Consider the following 19,854-nt stretch of genomic DNA (forward strand, 5'->3'; position numbering starts at 1 on the left):
AAATGGAGCAGGCCGTTATCATTGAGTTTAACTATGGCCTCAAAGAGGATGAACCATTTTATGACCTGGTTGAAAGGTTGATGGCTCTGTTAAAGGATAGTGAAGTTGGTTTTTATGACGGGCATGAAATAGCCCTTGATAATAGTGACGGCTCATTTTACTTGTATGGCCCGGACGCTAAAAAGTTGTACGAACTGGTAAGAAAGGATTTGGAGACTGTTCCTTTTATGGTTGGCGCAAATATTATATTAAGGTTTGGGCCACCGGAAACAGGTGTTAAAGCAGTTAGCTTTAGTTTAAATTTGAATTAAAGTGTCCAGCTAATTTGAAGTAACTTTGAATATGCAAAGCATTGATGATTTAGACTTCTCGAAATCTTATACCTACGCAGATTATTATTCCTGGCGTTTTGAAGAACGGCTGGAATTAATAAAGGGTAAGATTTTTAGGATGAGCCCCGCGCCAAGCGGAAATCACCAGATTATATCAGGTAATATCTCAGGGGAGTTACATCAATATCTAAAGAATAAGCCTTGCAGGGTATTTGCAGCACCTTTTGACGTACGACTGGTAAGAAGCGAAAAAAGTGATAAGAAAGTAAAAACCGTAGTTCAGCCTGACGTTTGTGTCATTTGTGACTTAGCGAAGATGGCCGATCCAAGGAGTTGCCTGGGTGCACCGGATATTGTAGTGGAGATATTATCGCCGGGAAACAACAAGAAAGAGATAAAAATAAAATACGACCTCTACGAGGAGTTTGGCGTAAAGGAGTATTGGTTGGTTTATCCGGATGAGCAATCGATGATAAGATATATCCTTAATAGCGAAGGGAAATTTGTTACCGAAGGAAGAGCATTGACTGTTGGTGATAAATTAATAACCCCCATTTTACCAGGTTTTGAGTTAGCGATGGACGATGTATTCGCCAAGTTATTTGAACAGGAATAAGAACTTAAACATACTTTGATAAGTATAAATTATAAATGAAGGTAACAATAGATAGTATATCCATTGAAGTAGAGCCGGGAACCACCATCCTGAACGCCGCAAGGATGATAGGTGGTGATATCGTTCCGCCTGCTATGTGCTATTACTCTAAGCTGGAAGGCACAGGCGGTAAATGCCGTACTTGTTTGGTGCAGGTAAGCAAAGGTTCTGAAAAAGACCCACGCCCAATGCCTAAGCTGGTAGCGAGCTGCCGTACTACCGTCATGGACGGCATGGAAGTAAAAAATATATCTTCCCCGGAAGTTATTGAAGCACGTAAAGGTGTTGTGGAGATGCTTTTGATAAACCACCCGCTTGATTGCCCGGTTTGCGACCAGGCCGGCGAATGCCACCTGCAAGATTTAGGTTACGAACACGGTGCTGCCAAAACCCGTTATGAATTCGACCGCCGCACGTTCGAGAAAATCGACATCGGTGATAAGATACAGCTGCATATGACGCGCTGCATACTTTGCTACCGCTGCGTGTTTGTGGCCGACCAAATTACCGACCACCGCATACACGGTATCCTTAACCGTGGCGACCACTCCGAAATTTCTACTTATATTACTAAAGCGGTAGATAACGACTTCAGCGGCAATGTAATTGATGTTTGCCCGGTAGGCGCTTTAACAGATAAGACTTTCCGCTTCAAGAACCGTGTATGGTTTACCAAACCGGTAGAGGCGCATCGCGATTGCGACCACGAAAAGTGCAACGGTAAAGTAACCCTTTGGTACAAAGGTGAAGATGTTATACGCGTAACCGCACGTAAAGACGAATACGGCGAGGTAGAAGAATTTATATGCAATACCTGCCGTTTCGATAAAAAGAAAACAGCTGACTGGGTGATAGAAGGCCCGCGCAAGGTATCCAATAAATCGGTTATCAGCTCCAACCACTACGATACGCTTAAGCCATTGCCGGTGGTTAAAACCAACCCGATATTGCAGCAAGCCAATAAAGAACAATTTGAAAGGGAGACACGCCTGTAATGGAATTAGCAGAAATAGGTATAAAATTTGCACTTGTTGCCATTATATTTGGCATAAGCCTGGTGGTGGCCATGTATTCTACTTATGCCGAGCGTAAAATAGCGGCATTTTTTCAGGACCGTGTTGGCCCAAACCGCGCGGGCCCCTGGGGTATTTTTCAGCCTCTGGCCGATGGCGGTAAGATGTTTTTGAAGGAAGAAATCATCCCCACAAATGCTACACCTTTCTTGTTTATCGTTGGCCCATCGCTGGCTATTTTAACGGCTTGTATTGGTTCGGCGGTTATACCATGGGGGCAAAATATCGTTATTGCCGGCAAAACCATACCGCTGCAGGTTACCGATATCAACGTAGGTATCCTGTATATTTTCGGTGTAGTATCATTAGGCGTTTATGGCGTAATGATAGGCGGCTGGGCCTCAAACAATAAATATTCGCTGCTTGGCGCTATCCGCGCAGCATCGCAAAATATCAGCTACGAAATTTCGATGGGGCTTTCCATCATCGCTTTATTACTGGTAACCCGTACATTGAGCCTTGGTGAAATCGCTGCGAACCAACACAGCTGGCACTGGAATGTGCTCTACCAACCGGTAGGTTTCCTGTTATTCCTGATATGCGCCTTTGCAGAAACCAACCGTACCCCTTTCGATTTGCCTGAGTGCGAAACCGAATTGGTAGGTGGTTACCATACTGAGTATTCTTCGATGAAATTAGGTTTTTACCTTTTTGCGGAATACATCAACATGTTCATCTCGTCTGCAGTAATGGTTACCCTATACTGGGGCAGCTATAATTACCCGGGCATGGATTATATGAATGGGCTGCTGGGAGCAACCTGGGGGCCGCTGTTCGGCTTCGCCATCATGTTCTTGAAAGTGTTGTTGTTCATCTTTTTCTTTATGTGGGTGCGCTGGACTATTCCGCGTTTCCGCTACGACCAACTGATGGACTTGGGATGGAAGGTTTTGATACCATTGGCTATCGCCAATATTGTGATTACGGCTTGTGTTATTACTTTTTTATAATTGAGGATTAGTTTAAAATGGAATCATTAAGTAATAAAAAGAAAGTTTTAGAAGTAAAGCCTCTCAATTTTTGGGAACGTGCTTACCTGCCTGCTATTGCAAAAGGTTTGACCATTACCATGGGCCACTTCTTTAAAAAGCCGGTTACCATACAATACCCCGAGCAAAAACGCGAGTTCTCTGAAAATTTCAGGGGCCAACATTCGCTTAAACGCGACGAGAACGGTGCTGAACGCTGCACCGCCTGTGGCCTTTGCGCATTATCATGCCCTGCAGAAGCCATCACCATGACAGCAGCCGAACGCCAGAAAGGCGAGGAGCATTTATACCGCGAGGAAAAGTACGCCGCCGTTTATGAAATAAATATGCTGCGCTGCATATTTTGCGGCCTTTGCGAGGAAGCCTGCCCTAAGGAAGCTATATACCTCGATGGCGATGTGGTAGCATCAGATTACCTGCGTAAGGATTTTATTTACGGTAAAGACAAATTAGTAGAAGCACCTTTAAATCAATAACCAAAGTTTTATACCTTTGCCCAACCTTTTACACAGGCAGAAGTATTTAGTAAAATAAAACATGAGTACATTTTACTTCATCGCGTTTTTATCTATCTTTTTCTCGATACTGGTTATTTCTGCGAAGAACCCGGTACATAGCATACTGTACCTTATACTTACCTTTTTTACGTTCACAGTACACTATATTTTAATGAACGCTCAGTTTTTGGCCATCGTAAACTTTATTGTTTACATGGGCGCCATACTGGTTTTGTTTTTATATACGCTGATGCTCATCAACCTTAATAAAGAGAGCGAGCCGGTAAAACCTATTTATGTAAAACTTGCCGCAGTAGTGGGAGCAGGTATTTTGATGGTGGCGCTTGTATCATCTTTAAAAGTCGCCACTAATGTATCAGACCCTGTGGTGCTGCAAAACCCCAACCTTGGCCTGGTGAAAAACCTGGGTAGAGTATTATTCAAAGATTTTTTATTGCCGTTTGAGGTATCGTCGGTGTTGCTGCTATCGGCAATGGTGGGCGCTGTATTGCTGGCAACAAAGGATAAAAAAGAACAAAAAGCAACCATCTGATGAACAGTATAGCCAATACCATGCATGCGGTGCCGCTTAATCATTATATACTCTTAAGCGCGATTATTTTCTCTATCGGCGTTATGGGCGTGCTTTTGCGCCGCAATGCTATAGTGATATTCATGTCGGTTGAGTTGATGCTTAATTCGGTTAACCTGTTGCTTACCGCATTTTCGGTTTACCGCAACGACCCGGCCGGGCAGGTTTTCGTTTTTTTTATTATGGCACTTGCCGCAGCAGAAGTTGCCGTAGGCCTGGCCATTATAGTAATGATATACCGTAATACCAATTCGATAGATATCAACGTGTTGAACAGGTTGAAATGGTAAGAGCCCCCCATCCCCCTGAAAGTGGAGCAGGAGTTCATAAACGATAAAACAATAACCCGCCAACGTTTCCCCTTCAGGGGGCTAGGGGGCTAACGAACTATACAAATGGATAAATATATCTGGCTTATTCCTATATTACCTTTAGCCGGTTTTGTGATAAACGGATTTGGGCGCAACACCTTGTCGAAAAGCGTTATCGGCGCTATCGGCAGTTTGCTGGTGTTCGTGGCTTTCGGTATAAGCGCGCTTGCGTTTTTCCAGATAAAATCTAGCGGCGTACCAATAAACGTTACGCTTTTCAACTGGATTAGCGTTGGCGACATAAAAATTCCTTTCGCTTTCCTGGTAGATCAGCTTAGCTCTATCATGCTGTTGATCATTACCGGCGTTGGGTTTCTCATACATCTTTACTCGGCGGGGTATATGCACGATGATGCAGGTTTCGGTAAGTTCTTTGCTTATTTAAACTTGTTCGTGTTCTTCATGCTGCTGCTGGTAATGGGCAGCAACTACATTGTGATGTTTATTGGCTGGGAGGGCGTAGGCCTTTGCTCGTACTTGCTCATCGGTTTCTGGTACACCAATGCCAGCTATGCCGATGCCGCCAAAAAAGCTTTCATCATGAACCGCATTGGTGACCTTGGCTTTTTGCTTGGCGTGTTCATCCTCACTGCAGTATTTAAAAGCGTTGAGTTTGCTACAATATTCCCTAAGGCAGCTACCATGATAAGGGGCGATTCGATGTTCACCCTCGTTACCTTGCTGCTTTTTGTTGGTGCAATCGGTAAATCGGCACAGTTGCCGCTGTTTACCTGGCTGCCCGATGCGATGGCCGGCCCAACTCCGGTTTCGGCATTGATACACGCTGCAACCATGGTTACAGCAGGCATCTATATGATAGCCCGCTCTAACATCTTATTCACCATGGCTCCACAAACTATGGAGATTATAGCCATAGTGGGTTTAACCACGGCTTGCTTCGCCGCTTTGATAGCCCTTACGCAAACCGACATCAAAAAGGTGCTGGCTTATTCTACCGTATCGCAGTTGGGTTATATGTTTTTAGGGTTAGGCGTTGGCGCTTACACCGGCTCGTTCTTCCACGTGCTCACACACGCTTTCTTTAAGGCATTATTGTTCCTTGGTGCAGGCTCGGTTATACACGCCATGAGCGGCGAACAGGATATGCGCAAGATGGGTGGCCTAAAAGGTAAAATCAAGATTACCTTTATTACGATGCTTATCGGTACCATAGCCATTGCCGGTATCCCTCCTTTCTCTGGCTTTTTCTCTAAAGACGAAATTTTAGCAGCGGCATTTGCACATAGCACTACGTTTTATGTAGTGGGCGTAATTACGGCTATGCTGACATCTTTCTATATGTTCCGGATGATGTACCTCACCTTCTGGGGTAAATTCCGAGGAACGCACGACCAGGAACACCACCTGCACGAGTCGCCACCAAGTATGACTATCCCGCTCATCGTATTGGCAATATTATCAGCTATCGGCGGTTTTATAGGCGTGCCGCCGGTACTGACTGGGCACCATGAGTTGGGTGCTTTTCTTGCACCGGTGTTTGAAAACTCAACAAAGATATTGGGTGAACATGAGCTAAGCCACAGTACCGAGATTACTTTGATGCTTATTTCTGTCGGTGTGGCTTTTGCCGCAATGGCCTACGCCTATATCAAATACGTAAAAGGCGGCAGGTTGCCTGTGGCCGACGAGGAAGAACGCCCGGCATTGGCTAATCTATCATACCACAAATTTTACATCGACGAGTTGTACGATACCATTATACGCAAGCCATTGGATTTCCTGTCGGGGTTTTTCTACAGAGTGGTGGAGCAGCTTGGCATAGATGGTCTGGTTAACGGCTTGGGCAAAGGTACCCTGGAGACAAGCAAAGGCCTGCGCTTGCTGCAAACGGGGAATGTGGGTTTCTACATATTTATGATGGTGGTGGGTATTATTGCCATTTTGGTTTACGGTTTAATTAAAATATAAAACGATAGCGTTTTACCCAATAAAATGACGGTTAGCATTTTACTTTTTTTACCGATTTTGGCAGCCCTTGTGGTATTGCTGTTCAAAAATGAGATGGCCAAACATGTTGCCATGTTTTTTGCCATTGCCGAACTGGCCCTTGCCCTTTATTTCCTGAACGGTTTCGTGGCCGATGCATCGCTGCAATATTCTATAGATGTTCCCTGGATAAAACAGTTCAGTATTTATTTTAAAGCGGGCATAGATGGCATAAGTATGGTGATGGTATTGCTTACTACCGTGCTGGTTCCGCTGATTATATTAACCACGTACGAACATCAATACAAAAATGCCAAAGCATTCTACGCCCTTATTCTGTTTATGCAGGCGGGCTTGCTAACGGTGTTCACCGCGTTTGATGGTTTCTTGTTCTACGTAGGCTGGGAAGCTGCGCTTATCCCTATTTACTTTATTTGTGCCTTGTGGGGCGGCGAAAACCGCATCCGTATCAATATCAAATTCTTTATCTATACGTTCGCGGGGTCCTTGTTTATGCTGGTAGCCATCATATACCTGTACCTTCAAACGCCAACGAAAGATTACGACCTCGAACATTTCTACGCCTTAAGCTTAGATGCAAAGCATCAATCCTGGGTGTTCCTGGCTTTCTTTTTGGCCTTTGCCATCAAGATGCCCATATTTCCTTTCCATACCTGGCAACCCGATACATATACCGAAGCGCCAACCGCTGGCACCATGATGCTATCAGGTATTATGCTGAAGATGGGTATCTACGGCGTTATCCGCTGGTTGATACCGAACGCACCGATTGGCTTTTTAACCTGGGCGAACATTGCCATTATATTGTCAGTAATAGGTATCGTTTATGCCTCCATCATTGCTTTTAAACAAACTGACGGAAAGCGCTTGGTAGCCTATTCATCTATCGCACACGTCGGGCTGATAGCAGCCGGTATCTTCGCCTGGAATATTTATGGCGTACAAGGTGCCATGATACAGATGGTAAGCCACGGTATCAACGTGGTGGGGATGTTTTTTATATGGGACATCATCAGCAGGCGTTTAAACACCCGCGATATAAACAAGCTTGGCGGTATAGCCAAGGTAGCGCCTAACTTTGCTATCGCGTTCCTGATCATCGTATTAGGTACGGTTGCACTACCTTTAACAAACGGTTTCGTAGGCGAGTTCCTGTTATTAAGAGGCGTTTTCGGTTGGGATATCGTTACGGCGGGCATTGCGGGTACTACTATTATCCTTGGAGCGGTTTATATGCTGCGCATGTACAAGAACGTGATGCAAGGCGAGCTGAACCAGCTTACTGCTACCTTTACAGATATCAAAGGATCGGAGAAACTGGCACTGGGTATTATCTGCGCGCTGATCATCGTTATCGGTGTTTATCCGCAACCCTTGCTGCACATTTCCGAAGCGTCTGTTACGAATTTGCTGGAAACCGTGAGCCATAAATTTATTACAACGAAGTTTTGAAATCCTAAAATCTAAAGCCTAAATCCTAAAAGAAAAAAAAGTATTGATGGCAGAAGAAGTAGCTGCAAGAAGGTATAACCTCGAAGAACGGACGTTTGAATTTGCACGGAGCTGTAAAGAGTTCCTAAAGAAAATAGAAAAGTCGATTCATAATATCGAATACTACAAGCAGCTTATCAGGTCGTCAGGCTCCGTAGCCGCTAATATGATAGAGGCGAATGAAGGTTTTAGCCGGAATGATTACTCGCACAGGATAAAGATTTGCAGGAAAGAAGCAAAGGAAAGCATATTATGGCTGAGATTGCTTGATGTAACGGAGCAATTGGAACAAAGCAGGGAAGGCTTAAAACAGGAATCTACAGAGTTGATGAAGATTTTTGGGGCAATCTTGGAGAAAATGAAGAACAACAACCAATAGGTGCGATTGAAATTAAATCAACCTTTGGATTTTTAAAAATGTACTTTAGAAATAGATTCGTTTTAGGATTTAGATTTTAGGTTTTAGAATTTGTGAAATGACCACTTTAATCATCATATCTGTTTTGCCTATCGTACTGCTGTACCTGGGTTTATATAAGGCCCAAAAGGCGCTTTTGCCGGTAACCATAGTAGGCATGTTGATTGCCCTGGCTGCCGCTGTTATGCAATGGAACACTAATGCACAGCCGATTTATAGCGGCATGATGCTTTTCGATAACTTTTCGGTTGTGTTTTCGGTAACAAGTATCGTTTCTACTATATTGATTCTGATGCTTTCTAAAGGGTATTTCGAGAAGATAAGCAACCACATTGCCGAATATTACGCCATCATCCTGTTCTCGTTGGCCGGCATCATCGTAATGGTGAGCTTCCACAATTTAACCATGCTGTTCGTGGGTATCGAAATCATGTCGGTGAGCTTGTACATCCTGGCAGGTATCCGCAAAAACGACTTCGCCTCTAATGAAGCTGCGCTGAAATACTTCCTGATGGGCGCCTTCTCAACAGGTTTCTTGTTGTTTGGCATCACGCTTATTTATGGTTCCACAGGTTCGTTCGATCTGGATGCTATCAACGCCTGGGTGGTTACTAATCCGCACAGCCAAAATGCATTATTTTACACAGGGATATTACTTATTATAGTTGGCCTTTGCTTTAAAGTTGGCGCAGCTCCCTTCCATTTCTGGACGCCGGACGTTTACGAGGGCGCGCCTGCGTTAATTACTGCCTTCATGTCTACCGTGGTTAAGGCAGCAGGCTTCGCAGCATTTTACCGTTTGTTTTCGGGAAGCTTTAGCACCGTATCTTCATTTTGGTCGCCGGTTATATTGGTTATTACCATCGCGACACTATTTATCGGTAACATAACTGCGCTTTACCAGCAAAGCTTCAAGCGTATGCTGGCGTTTTCCAGTATATCGCATGCGGGCTACCTGTTATTTGCAATAGTGGCTTTAGGCGCGGCCTCAGCCAATTCAATATTTGTTTATGCTACGGCATACTCTATCGCTTCTATCATCGCATTCGGAGCTTTAGTATTAGTAAGACAGCAAACCGGTACCGATAACTTCGAGGGCTTCAACGGGCTGGCCAGCAAAAATCCATTCATGGCTTTTGCGCTTACCGTGAGCATGCTTTCGCTGGCGGGTATCCCCTTAACGGCGGGTTTTGTTGGCAAGTTCTACATGTTCTCGGGTGCGCTGCTGCAGTATAAATACCTCATGGTAATTATTGCGGTAGTAAACGCTATCATCAGTATATTCTATTATTTCAGGGTAATTATTGCCATGTATTTCCGCAGTGCCGATCGCACCGAAGTACTTGTGCCGGCTTACTACAAATTCGTTTTCGGCTTTTCGATAATTGTTACGATTGCCATAGGCGTTTACCCCGAGCTGATATCCCGCCTTATTTAATTTATCGCTAAAGCATTTTCCATATAATATTTGTAGTTTTACGGATATACTTAATGGGAGATTTTTGGGAATACCTGCAGAATTTGACCGATGCGAAATCCATTATTAGCAATGGCGGTTTTTACCTGTTGCTTATAGTGGTTTACGCCGAAACTGGTTTGTTCTTTGGTTTCTTCCTCCCGGGCGATTATCTTTTGTTTTTGGCGGGTATATTAACCGCTGCCGGCATTATAGAAGTCCCTGTATATATCCTGGTACCATCGTTGATAGTAGCCGGTGTTTTGGGCAACTATACGGGTTACTGGTTTGGCTACCGAACGGGGCCTGTGCTCTTCAACAAAAACGATTCGTTATTTTTTAAGAAGCGTTATATAGCCGTTGCCGAGGAGTTTTACGACAAATACGGTGGCATGGCTTTGATTTTAGGCAGATTTTTCCCTATAGTTAGGACATTTGCCCCTATATTTGCGGGTGTTGTAAAAGTAGATATCAAAAAGTTTACTTTATATAATATCATCGGCAGCGTTGCATGGGTTAGCATTTTAACGCTGGCCGGGTATTTTTTAGGCAGGAGGTTCCCGCAACTGAAAGATTACCTGCAATACATCATACTTGGATTGATAATAGTAACAACCGTTCCGTTGATTATTGCTTTCGTAAAAAAGAAACTGGCAAAGGCGAACGACGGGCAACAACAGTAATATAGTAATATAACATATACCAATGAGTACACAACATCCATGGCACCAGGTTTCTCCGGGAGAAAACGTTCCGGAAATAGTTAACGCGATAATTGAAATACCTAAAGGTTCTAAAGCGAAATATGAAATCGATAAGGATTCGGGTTTGTTAAAGCTCGATCGTGTTTTGTTTTCATCGGTAATGTACCCTGCTAATTACGGTTTCATACCGCAGACCTATTGTGATGACAAGGATCCGCTTGATATTTTGGTGCTTTGTTCTATAGACGTTTACCCGATGAGTATCATCGAAGCAAAAGTAGTTGGGGTGATGCACATGGTTGATAATGGCGAGCAGGATGATAAAATCATCGCAGTTGCAAAAAACGACATGTCGGTAAATTATATTAACGACCTGAATGAGTTGCCGCCCCACGCCATGACCGAAATCGTGCGTTTCTTTAAAGATTATAAAAAACTGGAAGGAAAAAACGTAACCATTGAGCACCTGCTGGGTTTACGTTATGCCCAAAAAGTAATTACCGAAGCCCAGGAATTGTATAAAACCACTTTTCCTGTTTACCAATAAATAATTGATGGACCCCGCGCATTACGAGATAAATGGCCTTTATATAATAGCAACCATATTTTTGGTGCTTCTCAACGGTTTTTTTGTAGCCGCGGAGTTTGCCATGGTAAGGGTACGTGGCTCGCAAATAGAGCTTAAAGCCAAAAGCGGTAGTGGCGTTGCCAAGGTTGCCCGCGGCATTTTGCATAATTTAGATGGTTACCTGGCTGCAACGCAGCTGGGTATTACCATTGCCTCGCTGGGGCTTGGTGTTGTAGGCGAAGGAGTGGTTACCAATATTGTGATCAGGGGCTTTTTAGCTGTGGGAATCACTTTGTCTCCCGGCTTTAATACTGCTGCGCATATTGTATCATTTGCGGTAATTACTGTCCTTCATATCGTTTTCGGGGAGCTTGCGCCAAAATCCCTGGCTATACAGAAATCTGTCAGGACTACACTCGCGGTTTCGGTACCGTTACAATTCTTCTTTGTTGTATTCAGGCCGCTAATCTGGCTGCTCAACGGTTTTGCCAACTTTATATTGAAGCTGATGGGCATCACCACCTTAGAGGGCGGCGAAGCGCACCACAGTTCCGAAGAATTGCAATACCTTTTGGAGCAAGGCAAGGAAAGCGGTGCGTTGGATTCTAACGAGCATGAACTGATACAGAACGTTTTTGATTTTAACGAGCGCGTGGTGAAGAACATCATGGTGCCGCGTACAAAAATATCAGGCATAGAGGTTGATACGCCTACCCATGAGCTGTTAGAGATATTGATAACCGAAGGATACTCGCGCATGCCGGTTTATGATGATGTAATTGATAAGATTATCGGTATAGTTCACGCCAAAGATGTATTGCCACTATTGGCCCGTGGCGAGGAAATAGTATTGAAGAACATAATCCGCAAGCCTTACTTCATTCCTGAAACCAAGAAGATAAACGACCTGATGGCCGAGCTGCAGCAAAAACGCATACAGATAGCTATCGTGTCTGACGAGTTTGGCGGTACCGCCGGCATGGTTACGCTGGAAGATATCGTGGAAGAACTGGTGGGCGAGATACAGGACGAATTCGATGAGGAAAAACCCATCGTAGAAAAAATAAACGAACGCGAGTTTGTGGTAAACGCCCTTGCGCCTATATACGACGTGAACGAGCACCTGCCGCACGATTTGCCCGAGGATGGCGACTTTGATACCGTATCGGGCTGGTTAGGCGATATATTCGGCAAGATACCCGATGTGGGAGAGCAAAAGGAATCGAACGGCTATAACATTACGGTGCTGAAAAAATCCGATCAGAACATTGAGTCGGTTAAGCTGGAATTGCTGATAAACGAAGAAGACGCTGTAGATTTACATTAGTAATTTTACCAATGCAGCTTTTTTACACGCCCGATATCGATCCCACCGTATCCCAATACTTTTTAAGCGAGGAAGAAAGCAAGCATGCCGTGCGCGTATTGCGTTTAGTAAATGGCGATGCCGTTACCCTGGTAGATGGCAAAGGCGGCTTGTACCGGGCCGAAATTAAGGATGCACACCCCAAACGCACCATCCTGCAAATAAATTCTGTTGAAACAGGCTTTGGTAAACGTAATCATTACCTGCACATAGCTGTAGCACCAACCAAAAATATAGAGCGTACCGAGTGGTTTTTGGAAAAAGCCACGGAGATAGGTATCGATGAGGTTTCGCTCATCATCTGCCAGCGATCGGAGCGCAAGGAGGCCAAAGTAGAGCGGCTTAATAAAATCATCACATCGGCCGTAAAGCAATCTATCAAAGCATATCACCCCGTATTGAATGAGGCGGTAACGTTTAGCCAGTTCCTGAAACAACCTTTCGAGGGGCAAAAATTCATGGCGCACTGTGCCGACGGCGAAAAATTGGCCCTGGCGCAATCTTTGGATAAACAAAGCCGTTATTTGATATTGATAGGCCCCGAAGGCGATTTTAGCCCCGCCGAAATAGATATGGCTTTGCAGAACGGATTTAAAGCCATAACTTTAGGTGAAAGCCGCCTGCGCACCGAAACCGCCGCATTGGAGGCCTGTTTCGAAACTAACTTTTTGAACCGGATATGAGGAACCCTCTTTTTTATGTTGCCGCCATTGCTTTGCTACTGTGCATAAGCAGTTTTAGCGAGCCATCGTATAAAATGGGGCGTATAAAATACAACGGCGGGGGCGACTGGTACGGCGATCGCACCGCGCTCATCAACCTCATCAAATTCTGTAATGAAAACCTGAAGACCAACTTCCAGCCCGAAGAGGAGACGGTGGAGGTAGGCAGCGAGGAGTTATTCAATTATCCCTTTACTTTTATGACCGGCCACGGCAACGTGATATTTACCGATCAGGAAGCAAAAAACCTGCGGAAGTATTTAACAGGCGGCGGTTTCCTGCATATCGACGATAACTACGGTTTCGACCAGTTTATACGCCCGCAGATGAAGAAGGTATTCCCCGAGCTTGATTTTGTGGAACTGCCCGTAAACTACGCCATCTATCACCAGAAATACAGCTTCCCAACAGGTCTACCCAAGATACACGAGCACGACGGCAAACGGCCGCAAGGTTTCGGTTTGATATACAAAGGCCGGTTGGTATGCTATTATACCTACCAATGCGATTTGGGCAACGGCTGGGAAGATTTAGGCACTTACCCCGGCGATAGCCAGGAAACGCGGCTTAAAGCTTTGCGCATGGGCGCTAATTTGGTGCAGTATATATTTACGAAGTGATATGTATAAGATAAAGGTAAACAACCGGCACGATTTCGAGGTAGATAGGCAAGCAGATGGTTTGCTGGTGAATAATGTTGCGGTAAATGCCGATATAGCGACTTTGAACCCAACCTTATACCATATCATAAGCAACCAGGCATCATACAATGCAGAGGTGGTAAGTTTTGATAGAGCCGCAAAAACCGCCGAAATTAAAGTAAACAACAATGTTTATACCGTATCGGCAAAAGATCAGTTCGATGTATTGCTGGATAAGTTAGGCATGAGCAGTGCCAGCACCGCGCGGATAAGCGAGATAAAGGCCCCGATGCCCGGGCTGGTACTTAAGGTTTTTGCCCAAGAGGGTACAGAAGTGAAAAAGGGAGATAACCTTTTTGTGCTGGAAGCGATGAAGATGGAAAATATCATAAAATCCCCCGCAGATGTTTCGATAAAAGCAATTAAAATTAAACCCGGAGATAAAGTAGAGAAAGGGCAGATTTTAATGATGTTTTAACATGTAGTTTTCGGGGGTCCCTCAATATTTTAATAGAATATTAACAAAAGGCACAAAAACTTGTGCCTTTTGTTGCTTATATGCTTTTTTTTTGTGAACTTACTTTTTCAATTCACTTAACAAATATCGCATGAAGAAATTTCTACTCTCATTCCTGCTGTTATTTACCTGCGTAACGCTGGCTTTTAGCCAAAATGTTGCCGTTACGGGTAAAGTAACAGATCAGAAGGACGGCTCAGCGTTACCGGGAGTAACCGTATCCGTTAAAGGTTCCCCCACCATCGGCACGCAAACCGATGTCAACGGTAAATACAGTTTATCTGTACCTACAGGGAAAGTACTTCTATTTAAATATATCGGGTACAAAGATGTGGAGCTTGCTGTGACGGGCGACGTTGTGAACGCTGTACTTGAAACCGATGCCAAACAACTTACCGAAGTGGTGGTTGTGGGCTACGGTACACAGAGCAGACGCCTGTTGACCGGTTCCGTATCTAAAATAAAAGGCACTGATATCGAAAATATACCTGTACCAAGTTTAGAGTCCGCTATCCAGGGCCGTTCGCCGGGTGTTTACATCCAGGCGCAGAATGGTAAATTAGGGCAGGGTATCCAGGTGCGTATCCGTGGCGCCTCTTCTGTATCGGCGGGCAATCAGCCACTATATGTTGTTGATGGATTGCCCATCACGGTTGATGATTTCTCAAGCAATGGGGCATCCACAAACCCGCTTGTTGATTTAAACCAAAATGATATCGAATCTATCGACATATTGAAAGATGCATCAGCAGCTGCTATATATGGTTCGAGGGCTTCAAACGGCGTAGTTTTGGTAACCACAAAAAAAGGCAAAGCCGGCGACACCAAGATAACATACAATCAGTACTATGGTTTTAGCAAACCTACCGGTGAGAGGCAATTCCTAAACTCCGAACAATATGTTACCATGCTTAGAGAAGCGGGCGCCGCAGGCGGTTATTCAACCACTTCGGTTGAAGCAAGATTGAAAAGATATGCCGCAGGCAGCGATAATTACAAAACTTATGATGTAAATACAAACTGGCAGGATGCCGTAACGCAGCATGCGCCCGTACAAAATTATAACTTGGTGCTATCCGGAGGTACCGACAAAACGAAGTTCTACATTTCAGGTACCTATAACGATCAAAAAGGGTACCTGATAGGCAACGCCTTAAATCAATACAGCCTGCGTACCAACATTAGTAACCAGGCCAATAAATGGTTGGAGATAGGTGCGAACATGAGTGTCTCCCGAACCAAGAACTACCGTTTATCAAACGACAACCAGTTTTCAACGCCGGAGCAAATTGTTGCACTATCGCCCATTACGCCTATTATCGACCCGCGCACCGGTTTGCTTAGTGGTGCGCTCGATCCGGCAACGGGTAGCCCTAACACCAATTTCCCGGTGTATTACAACCCGCTTATCAATTCGCAGAACGCCTATTTTAACACCATCGATTTTCGAAATCTTGGTAACGCGTTTGCCCAGGTAAAATTTACGCAGGCTTTAAGTTTCAGGTCGGAAGTTGGTGTAGATATATTAAACTCCAGCGAGGATAGCTATGCGGGCAGTTTAACGGTCCGTAACTCGGGTACAGGTAACGGCGCTGGTTTTAACTCTTCGGTTACTTCTACAAACTTCAATACTAACAACTTTTTGCAGTATATACAATCATTCGGCAAAAGCACTATCAACGCAGTGGGTGGTATGAGTTATCAGCGCCAGCAAAATGATTTGAATTCGATTAGCGGCGACCAATTCCCAAGTGATGCTTACAAAAAGCTAATTAGCTCTGCAGATATCACCGGTGCTTCATCGTCATCTACCGCTTACTCATTGCTATCCTATTTTGCAAGGGCAAACTATAGCTATGCTGATAAATACCTATTATCGGTAAGTGGCCGTGTAGATGGTTCATCGCGTTTTGGTACAAATAACAGGTACGGCTTTTTCCCGGCAGGTTCTGTGGGTTGGATAATTTCTCAGGAAAATTTCATGAAAAACCAAAACCTGATATCTGAATTGAAATTGAGGGCCAGCTACGGCATAACAGGTAACTCGGAGATCGGTAATTTCCCCTCGCGTGGCTTGTTCTCGGCTTTTGGTTATGCAGGCGTTGCTGGTTCAAGGCCAACGCAGTTGCCTAACCCCAACTTGAAATGGGAGACCTCGGCTACCAGCGATATTGGTTTAGATATTGGTTTCTTCAATGGCCGTCTATCGGGTCAGTTTGATGTTTACCTGAAAAAAACAAAAGACCTGTTGCTGAATGTGCAGGTACCGGCTACTTCGGGTTTTACAACCATCACCCAAAACCTGGGTAAGTTGCAAAACAAGGGGCTGGAGATACAGGTTGATTCTAAAAACCTGGTTGGCAAAGTTACCTGGAGCACCAGCGTAAACTTTTCTATAAATCGCAACAAAATTACCGATTTGAAGGGCCAGGTTATTACCGGCAGTGGCGATGCGGTTAACCGTGCAGTTGAAGGCCAGCCGCTTGGCGTATTTTACACCGTTGAGTTTGCGGGTGCCGATCCCGCCAATGGCGATGCGTTGTACTACAAAAACACCGATTTAGGCAACGGCCAACGCGATCGCACCACAACCAGCGATTATAACGAAGCCACCCCTGTAGTAGTGGGTAACCCTAATCCTAAATTTATAGCGGGTTTAAATAACACCATAACTTATTCGGGCTTTGATTTTAGCTTTTTGCTGCAACAGGTAAATGGCGATGATATTTATAACGGCGGCGGGCAATATATGTCAGTTGGTTTTAATAACGGCGCAGATAACCAAACGATAGATCAGTTGAAAGCCTGGAAAAACCCCGGCGATATCACAAATGTACCGCAGGCGCGTTTGTTTGGTGGTAACGGTGTAAACCCAAGTTCGAGGTATCTGGAAAGCGGTTCGTATGTGCGCCTGAAGAACATCATTTTAGGGTACAACTTTTCTAAAGGCTTGCTTAGTAAGCTTAAATTACGGAGCCTAAGGGTTTATGCGCAAGCTACCAACCTTTTCACCTGGACTAAATACACAGGCTGGGACCCGGAACTTAACTCGGACGCGTTCTCTGGCAATATAACCCAGAACTACGACTTTTACGCAGCTCCGCAGGCTAAGACAATAACTTTTGGTATAAACGTTGGATTTTAATTAAGCTGAAGGAAATGAAAAATACAAAATATTTAATAGTAGCATTAAGCACATTTGCTTTGCTATATAACTCTGGCTGCCAAAAGCAGTTGGATATTAAGCCACAAAACTCTGTGGAATCGTCTTTAGCTTTAAAAACATCGAAAGATGTAGAGGGCGTACTTATTGGAGCTTATACTGCTGCGGGCCTCAGAGGCCTTTATGGCGGGCGCTTTCAGTCTACAACCGATTTTTTGGCGGACGATGGCGATTTTGCTTATTTCGGTACATTCTCTGATTATACCGAGCTAAATAACAAGGCAATAACCATAAATAACGGATTTGTTGAAGGCGTATGGAACACAGGCTATAATGCTATTGGCGTATGTAACACCGTTTTGGCAAATTTAAGCCTGGTAGATCCGGTTAAAAAAGCCCGGGTTGAGGGCGAAGCCAAATTCTTGCGTGGCATGATTTACTTCGATTTGGCCCGGGTGTTCGGAAAGGCCTGGAACGATGGAGCACCCGCTACCAACCTTGCTGTACCCATAGTGCTTACGCCAACTACCGCAATTGCCGATATTCAAAACGTGAAACGTAATACGGTGGCAGAGGTTTACGCGCAGGCAATAGCCGATTTAAAAGTTGCCGAAACAAACCTTACTACCGATAAATCTACCTATGCAAGCTCCGGGGCTGCATCGGCAGTATTGGCCAGGATATATCTTACGCAAGAAAAGTACGATTTGGCAGAGACCGAAGCAACCAAGATAATCGGCAGCGGCACTTACAGCCTTGTAGAGCATTATAGCGATGAATTCCAGGTGAAAGAGCAGGCAACCCGTGTATTCAATACATCTGAGGACATCTTTGCCATACAGATATCAAACCAATCGGGCTTTAATGCGCTTAACGAAGTATATGCATCATCGGCTTTCGCTGGTCGTGAAGAAACTTACCTGTTCGGGCAGTTTTTTGATCGCTTTGAAGATGGCGACGACAGGATAAACGAAGTTACCGATGATTCCTTCACATCAAAATTCAATAATGCTTTTGGCAACGTGGTGGTAATTCGCCTAGCCGAGATTTATTTAATAAGGGCCGAGGCGAGGATATTGAAAGCATCTCCTGATTTAACAGGTGCAGCAGATGATATCAATGTTATCCGTCATCGCGCGTTATTGGATGATACCGGGGCAACTACCGCCGCTGATCTTTTAGATGAGGTTAAATACGAACGTCACGCCGAACTCGGTTTCGAGGGCTTTGCACTCTTCGATTTGAAACGGTACAAAGGCACAACTTACTCAGTAGATGGCGACGGCAACCATTTAGATCCGTTCCCATGGAACTCGCCAAAATTGGTGTTCCCGATACCAAAACGCGAGCGCGATGCTAACCCGCAATTAACACAAAACGAGGGTTATCAATAAAATCCATACTAACAAAAAACCCCGAAGCCAATCAGCCTCGGGGTTTTTTGTTTTATGGGAGTGAGGCAGTAACGGGCCTACTTTAGTTCGCCCAATTTTATCAACGCATAAAACAAGCCGGTGCAATGTAATGATTGGGGTATCTTATTATCGGCCAGCAATTGCTTCACTTCATCGATGGTGTATTCCATCACCTCTATGCGTTCGTGCTCGTCCAGGTCTTGTTCCTGCACTTTTTTGCCGCCGCGGGCCAGGTAGCAATAAGTAACGTTGCCCGCTGTAGATGGGTTGGCATACACGGTGCTTATCAACTCAATCTCCTCAAAGGCGTAGCCGGTTTCCTCAAGCAACTCGCGGCGCATGCCGGCTTCTTTATCTTCGCCTTCTTCTATTACGCCACCGGGTATTTCTAAAGACATAATGCCCGCTGCGTGGCGGTATTGCCGTATCATGATGATTTTATTGTCCTCTGTTAGCGCAACGGCATTGGCCCAGTTGGGATATTCCAGCACATAATATTCATCTACTATAGTACCATCGGGCATTTCGCATTTATCGGCACGAAGGGTGGCCCAGGGGCCTTTATGCACATACGTGCTGGAAAGGGTTTTCCATTTATGTTCGCTCATTAATAACGGGGTTAGTTTTACATTTTACTAAAAGTACAGAAAAGGCAGTTTGCCAAATAGGGTAAATCAAAAAGATTCCGTAAAAAGTTAAGTCAGTCTCGAGCCTGTCGCGCCAACTGAAAAGCAGGGATGATGGCAGCGTACTTATTACCCCTAAAAGTAAGGCATAAAAAATCGTTGAGAGTAGCCGGTAATTTCTTTCGATAAAGAAATAGTATCCAACAAAAAGAAGCACTGACCCTAATGTGCTTGCTACTATATGCGTGAAAATAAAGCGCGAATTATCTTTAAGGTCCACAATAAAAAAA

General features: G+C 44.6%; 20 protein-coding genes. 19 read left to right on the forward strand and 1 reads right to left on the reverse strand.

Features of this window, described 5'->3' with window-relative positions; translation table 11 throughout:
- Positions 1–2: 2 nt before the first annotated feature.
- The 19 genes from AC1DXC_RS05460 to AC1DXC_RS05550 all read left to right on the forward strand — a co-directional run bounded on the left by AC1DXC_RS05460 (position 3) and on the right by AC1DXC_RS05550 (position 18,917).
- On the forward strand, positions 3–311 hold the full coding sequence (locus AC1DXC_RS05460; protein ID WP_477458128.1) for a hypothetical protein: 309 nt from the start codon (positions 3–5) through the stop codon (positions 309–311).
- A gap of 31 nt (positions 312–342) precedes the next feature.
- On the forward strand, positions 343–948 hold the full coding sequence (locus AC1DXC_RS05465; protein WP_477458129.1) for a Uma2 family endonuclease: 606 nt from the start codon (positions 343–345) through the stop codon (positions 946–948).
- Between the two features lie 35 nt (positions 949–983).
- Positions 984–1,982, forward strand: a complete 999-nt coding sequence (locus AC1DXC_RS05470) for an NADH-quinone oxidoreductase subunit G (protein WP_477458130.1) — start codon at positions 984–986, stop codon at positions 1,980–1,982.
- The gene (nuoH, locus tag AC1DXC_RS05475; RefSeq protein WP_477458131.1) at positions 1,982–3,010 is read left to right on the forward strand and encodes an NADH-quinone oxidoreductase subunit NuoH; all 1,029 of its coding nucleotides are present in this window, start codon (positions 1,982–1,984) and stop codon (positions 3,008–3,010) included. Before AC1DXC_RS05470 ends, nuoH begins: the two co-directional genes overlap by 1 nt.
- Positions 3,011–3,027: 17 nt before the next feature.
- A complete protein-coding gene (locus tag AC1DXC_RS05480) occupies positions 3,028–3,525 on the forward strand; it encodes a NuoI/complex I 23 kDa subunit family protein (RefSeq protein ID WP_477458132.1) in 498 nt (165 codons plus the stop codon).
- Between the two features lie 61 nt (positions 3,526–3,586).
- A complete protein-coding gene (locus AC1DXC_RS05485; RefSeq protein WP_477458133.1) occupies positions 3,587–4,099 on the forward strand; it encodes an NADH-quinone oxidoreductase subunit J family protein in 513 nt (170 codons plus the stop codon).
- A complete protein-coding gene (gene nuoK / locus AC1DXC_RS05490) occupies positions 4,099–4,428 on the forward strand; it encodes an NADH-quinone oxidoreductase subunit NuoK (protein ID WP_477458134.1) in 330 nt (109 codons plus the stop codon). Before AC1DXC_RS05485 ends, nuoK begins: the two co-directional genes overlap by 1 nt.
- 105 nt (positions 4,429–4,533) lie before the next feature.
- Entirely contained in the window at positions 4,534–6,438 is a 1,905-nt protein-coding gene (gene nuoL, locus AC1DXC_RS05495; protein ID WP_477458135.1) for an NADH-quinone oxidoreductase subunit L, read from the forward strand.
- 24 nt (positions 6,439–6,462) lie between these two features.
- Positions 6,463–7,929, forward strand: coding sequence for a complex I subunit 4 family protein (locus AC1DXC_RS05500; RefSeq protein WP_477458136.1), 1,467 nt, complete (start codon positions 6,463–6,465; stop codon positions 7,927–7,929).
- 46 nt (positions 7,930–7,975) lie between these two features.
- Positions 7,976–8,347, forward strand: a complete 372-nt coding sequence (locus AC1DXC_RS05505; protein WP_477458137.1) for a four helix bundle protein — start codon at positions 7,976–7,978, stop codon at positions 8,345–8,347.
- 97 nt (positions 8,348–8,444) lie between these two features.
- Positions 8,445–9,824 (forward strand): NADH-quinone oxidoreductase subunit N, encoded by a 1,380-nt coding sequence (locus AC1DXC_RS05510; protein WP_477458138.1) that lies wholly within the window; start codon positions 8,445–8,447, stop codon positions 9,822–9,824.
- Positions 9,825–9,877: 53 nt separating this feature from the next.
- Complete coding sequence (locus tag AC1DXC_RS05515) at positions 9,878–10,525, forward strand: DedA family protein (protein ID WP_477458139.1); 648 nt, start codon at positions 9,878–9,880, stop codon at positions 10,523–10,525.
- 22 nt (positions 10,526–10,547) lie between these two features.
- Positions 10,548–11,093 (forward strand): inorganic diphosphatase, encoded by a 546-nt coding sequence (locus AC1DXC_RS05520; RefSeq protein ID WP_477458140.1) that lies wholly within the window; start codon positions 10,548–10,550, stop codon positions 11,091–11,093.
- A 7-nt stretch (positions 11,094–11,100) separates the two neighbouring features.
- Positions 11,101–12,441 carry a hemolysin family protein gene (locus tag AC1DXC_RS05525; RefSeq protein ID WP_477458141.1) on the forward strand — a complete coding sequence of 447 codons (1,341 nt, stop codon included), beginning with the start codon at positions 11,101–11,103 and terminating at the stop codon, positions 12,439–12,441.
- An 11-nt stretch (positions 12,442–12,452) separates the two neighbouring features.
- Positions 12,453–13,163 carry a 16S rRNA (uracil(1498)-N(3))-methyltransferase gene (locus tag AC1DXC_RS05530; protein ID WP_477458142.1) on the forward strand — a complete coding sequence of 237 codons (711 nt, stop codon included), beginning with the start codon at positions 12,453–12,455 and terminating at the stop codon, positions 13,161–13,163.
- Positions 13,160–13,822 (forward strand): DUF4159 domain-containing protein, encoded by a 663-nt coding sequence (locus AC1DXC_RS05535; RefSeq protein WP_477458143.1) that lies wholly within the window; start codon positions 13,160–13,162, stop codon positions 13,820–13,822. Before AC1DXC_RS05530 ends, AC1DXC_RS05535 begins: the two co-directional genes overlap by 4 nt.
- Position 13,823: 1 nt before the next feature.
- Positions 13,824–14,321 carry an acyl-CoA carboxylase biotin carboxyl carrier protein subunit gene (locus AC1DXC_RS05540; RefSeq protein ID WP_477458144.1) on the forward strand — a complete coding sequence of 166 codons (498 nt, stop codon included), beginning with the start codon at positions 13,824–13,826 and terminating at the stop codon, positions 14,319–14,321.
- Between the two features lie 130 nt (positions 14,322–14,451).
- Complete coding sequence (locus AC1DXC_RS05545) at positions 14,452–17,505, forward strand: SusC/RagA family TonB-linked outer membrane protein (RefSeq protein ID WP_477458145.1); 3,054 nt, start codon at positions 14,452–14,454, stop codon at positions 17,503–17,505.
- Positions 17,506–17,519: 14 nt separating this feature from the next.
- Positions 17,520–18,917, forward strand: coding sequence for a RagB/SusD family nutrient uptake outer membrane protein (locus tag AC1DXC_RS05550; RefSeq protein ID WP_477458146.1), 1,398 nt, complete (start codon positions 17,520–17,522; stop codon positions 18,915–18,917).
- A 77-nt stretch (positions 18,918–18,994) separates the two neighbouring features.
- On the opposite strand, the gene AC1DXC_RS05555 is transcribed toward AC1DXC_RS05550, so the two are convergent.
- On the reverse strand, positions 18,995–19,546 hold the full coding sequence (locus AC1DXC_RS05555) for an NUDIX hydrolase (RefSeq protein WP_477458147.1): 552 nt from the start codon (positions 19,544–19,546) through the stop codon (positions 18,995–18,997).
- Positions 19,547–19,854 lie beyond the last annotated feature (308 nt).

The sequence above is a fragment of the Mucilaginibacter sp. P2_D11 genome, assembly GCF_056404435.1.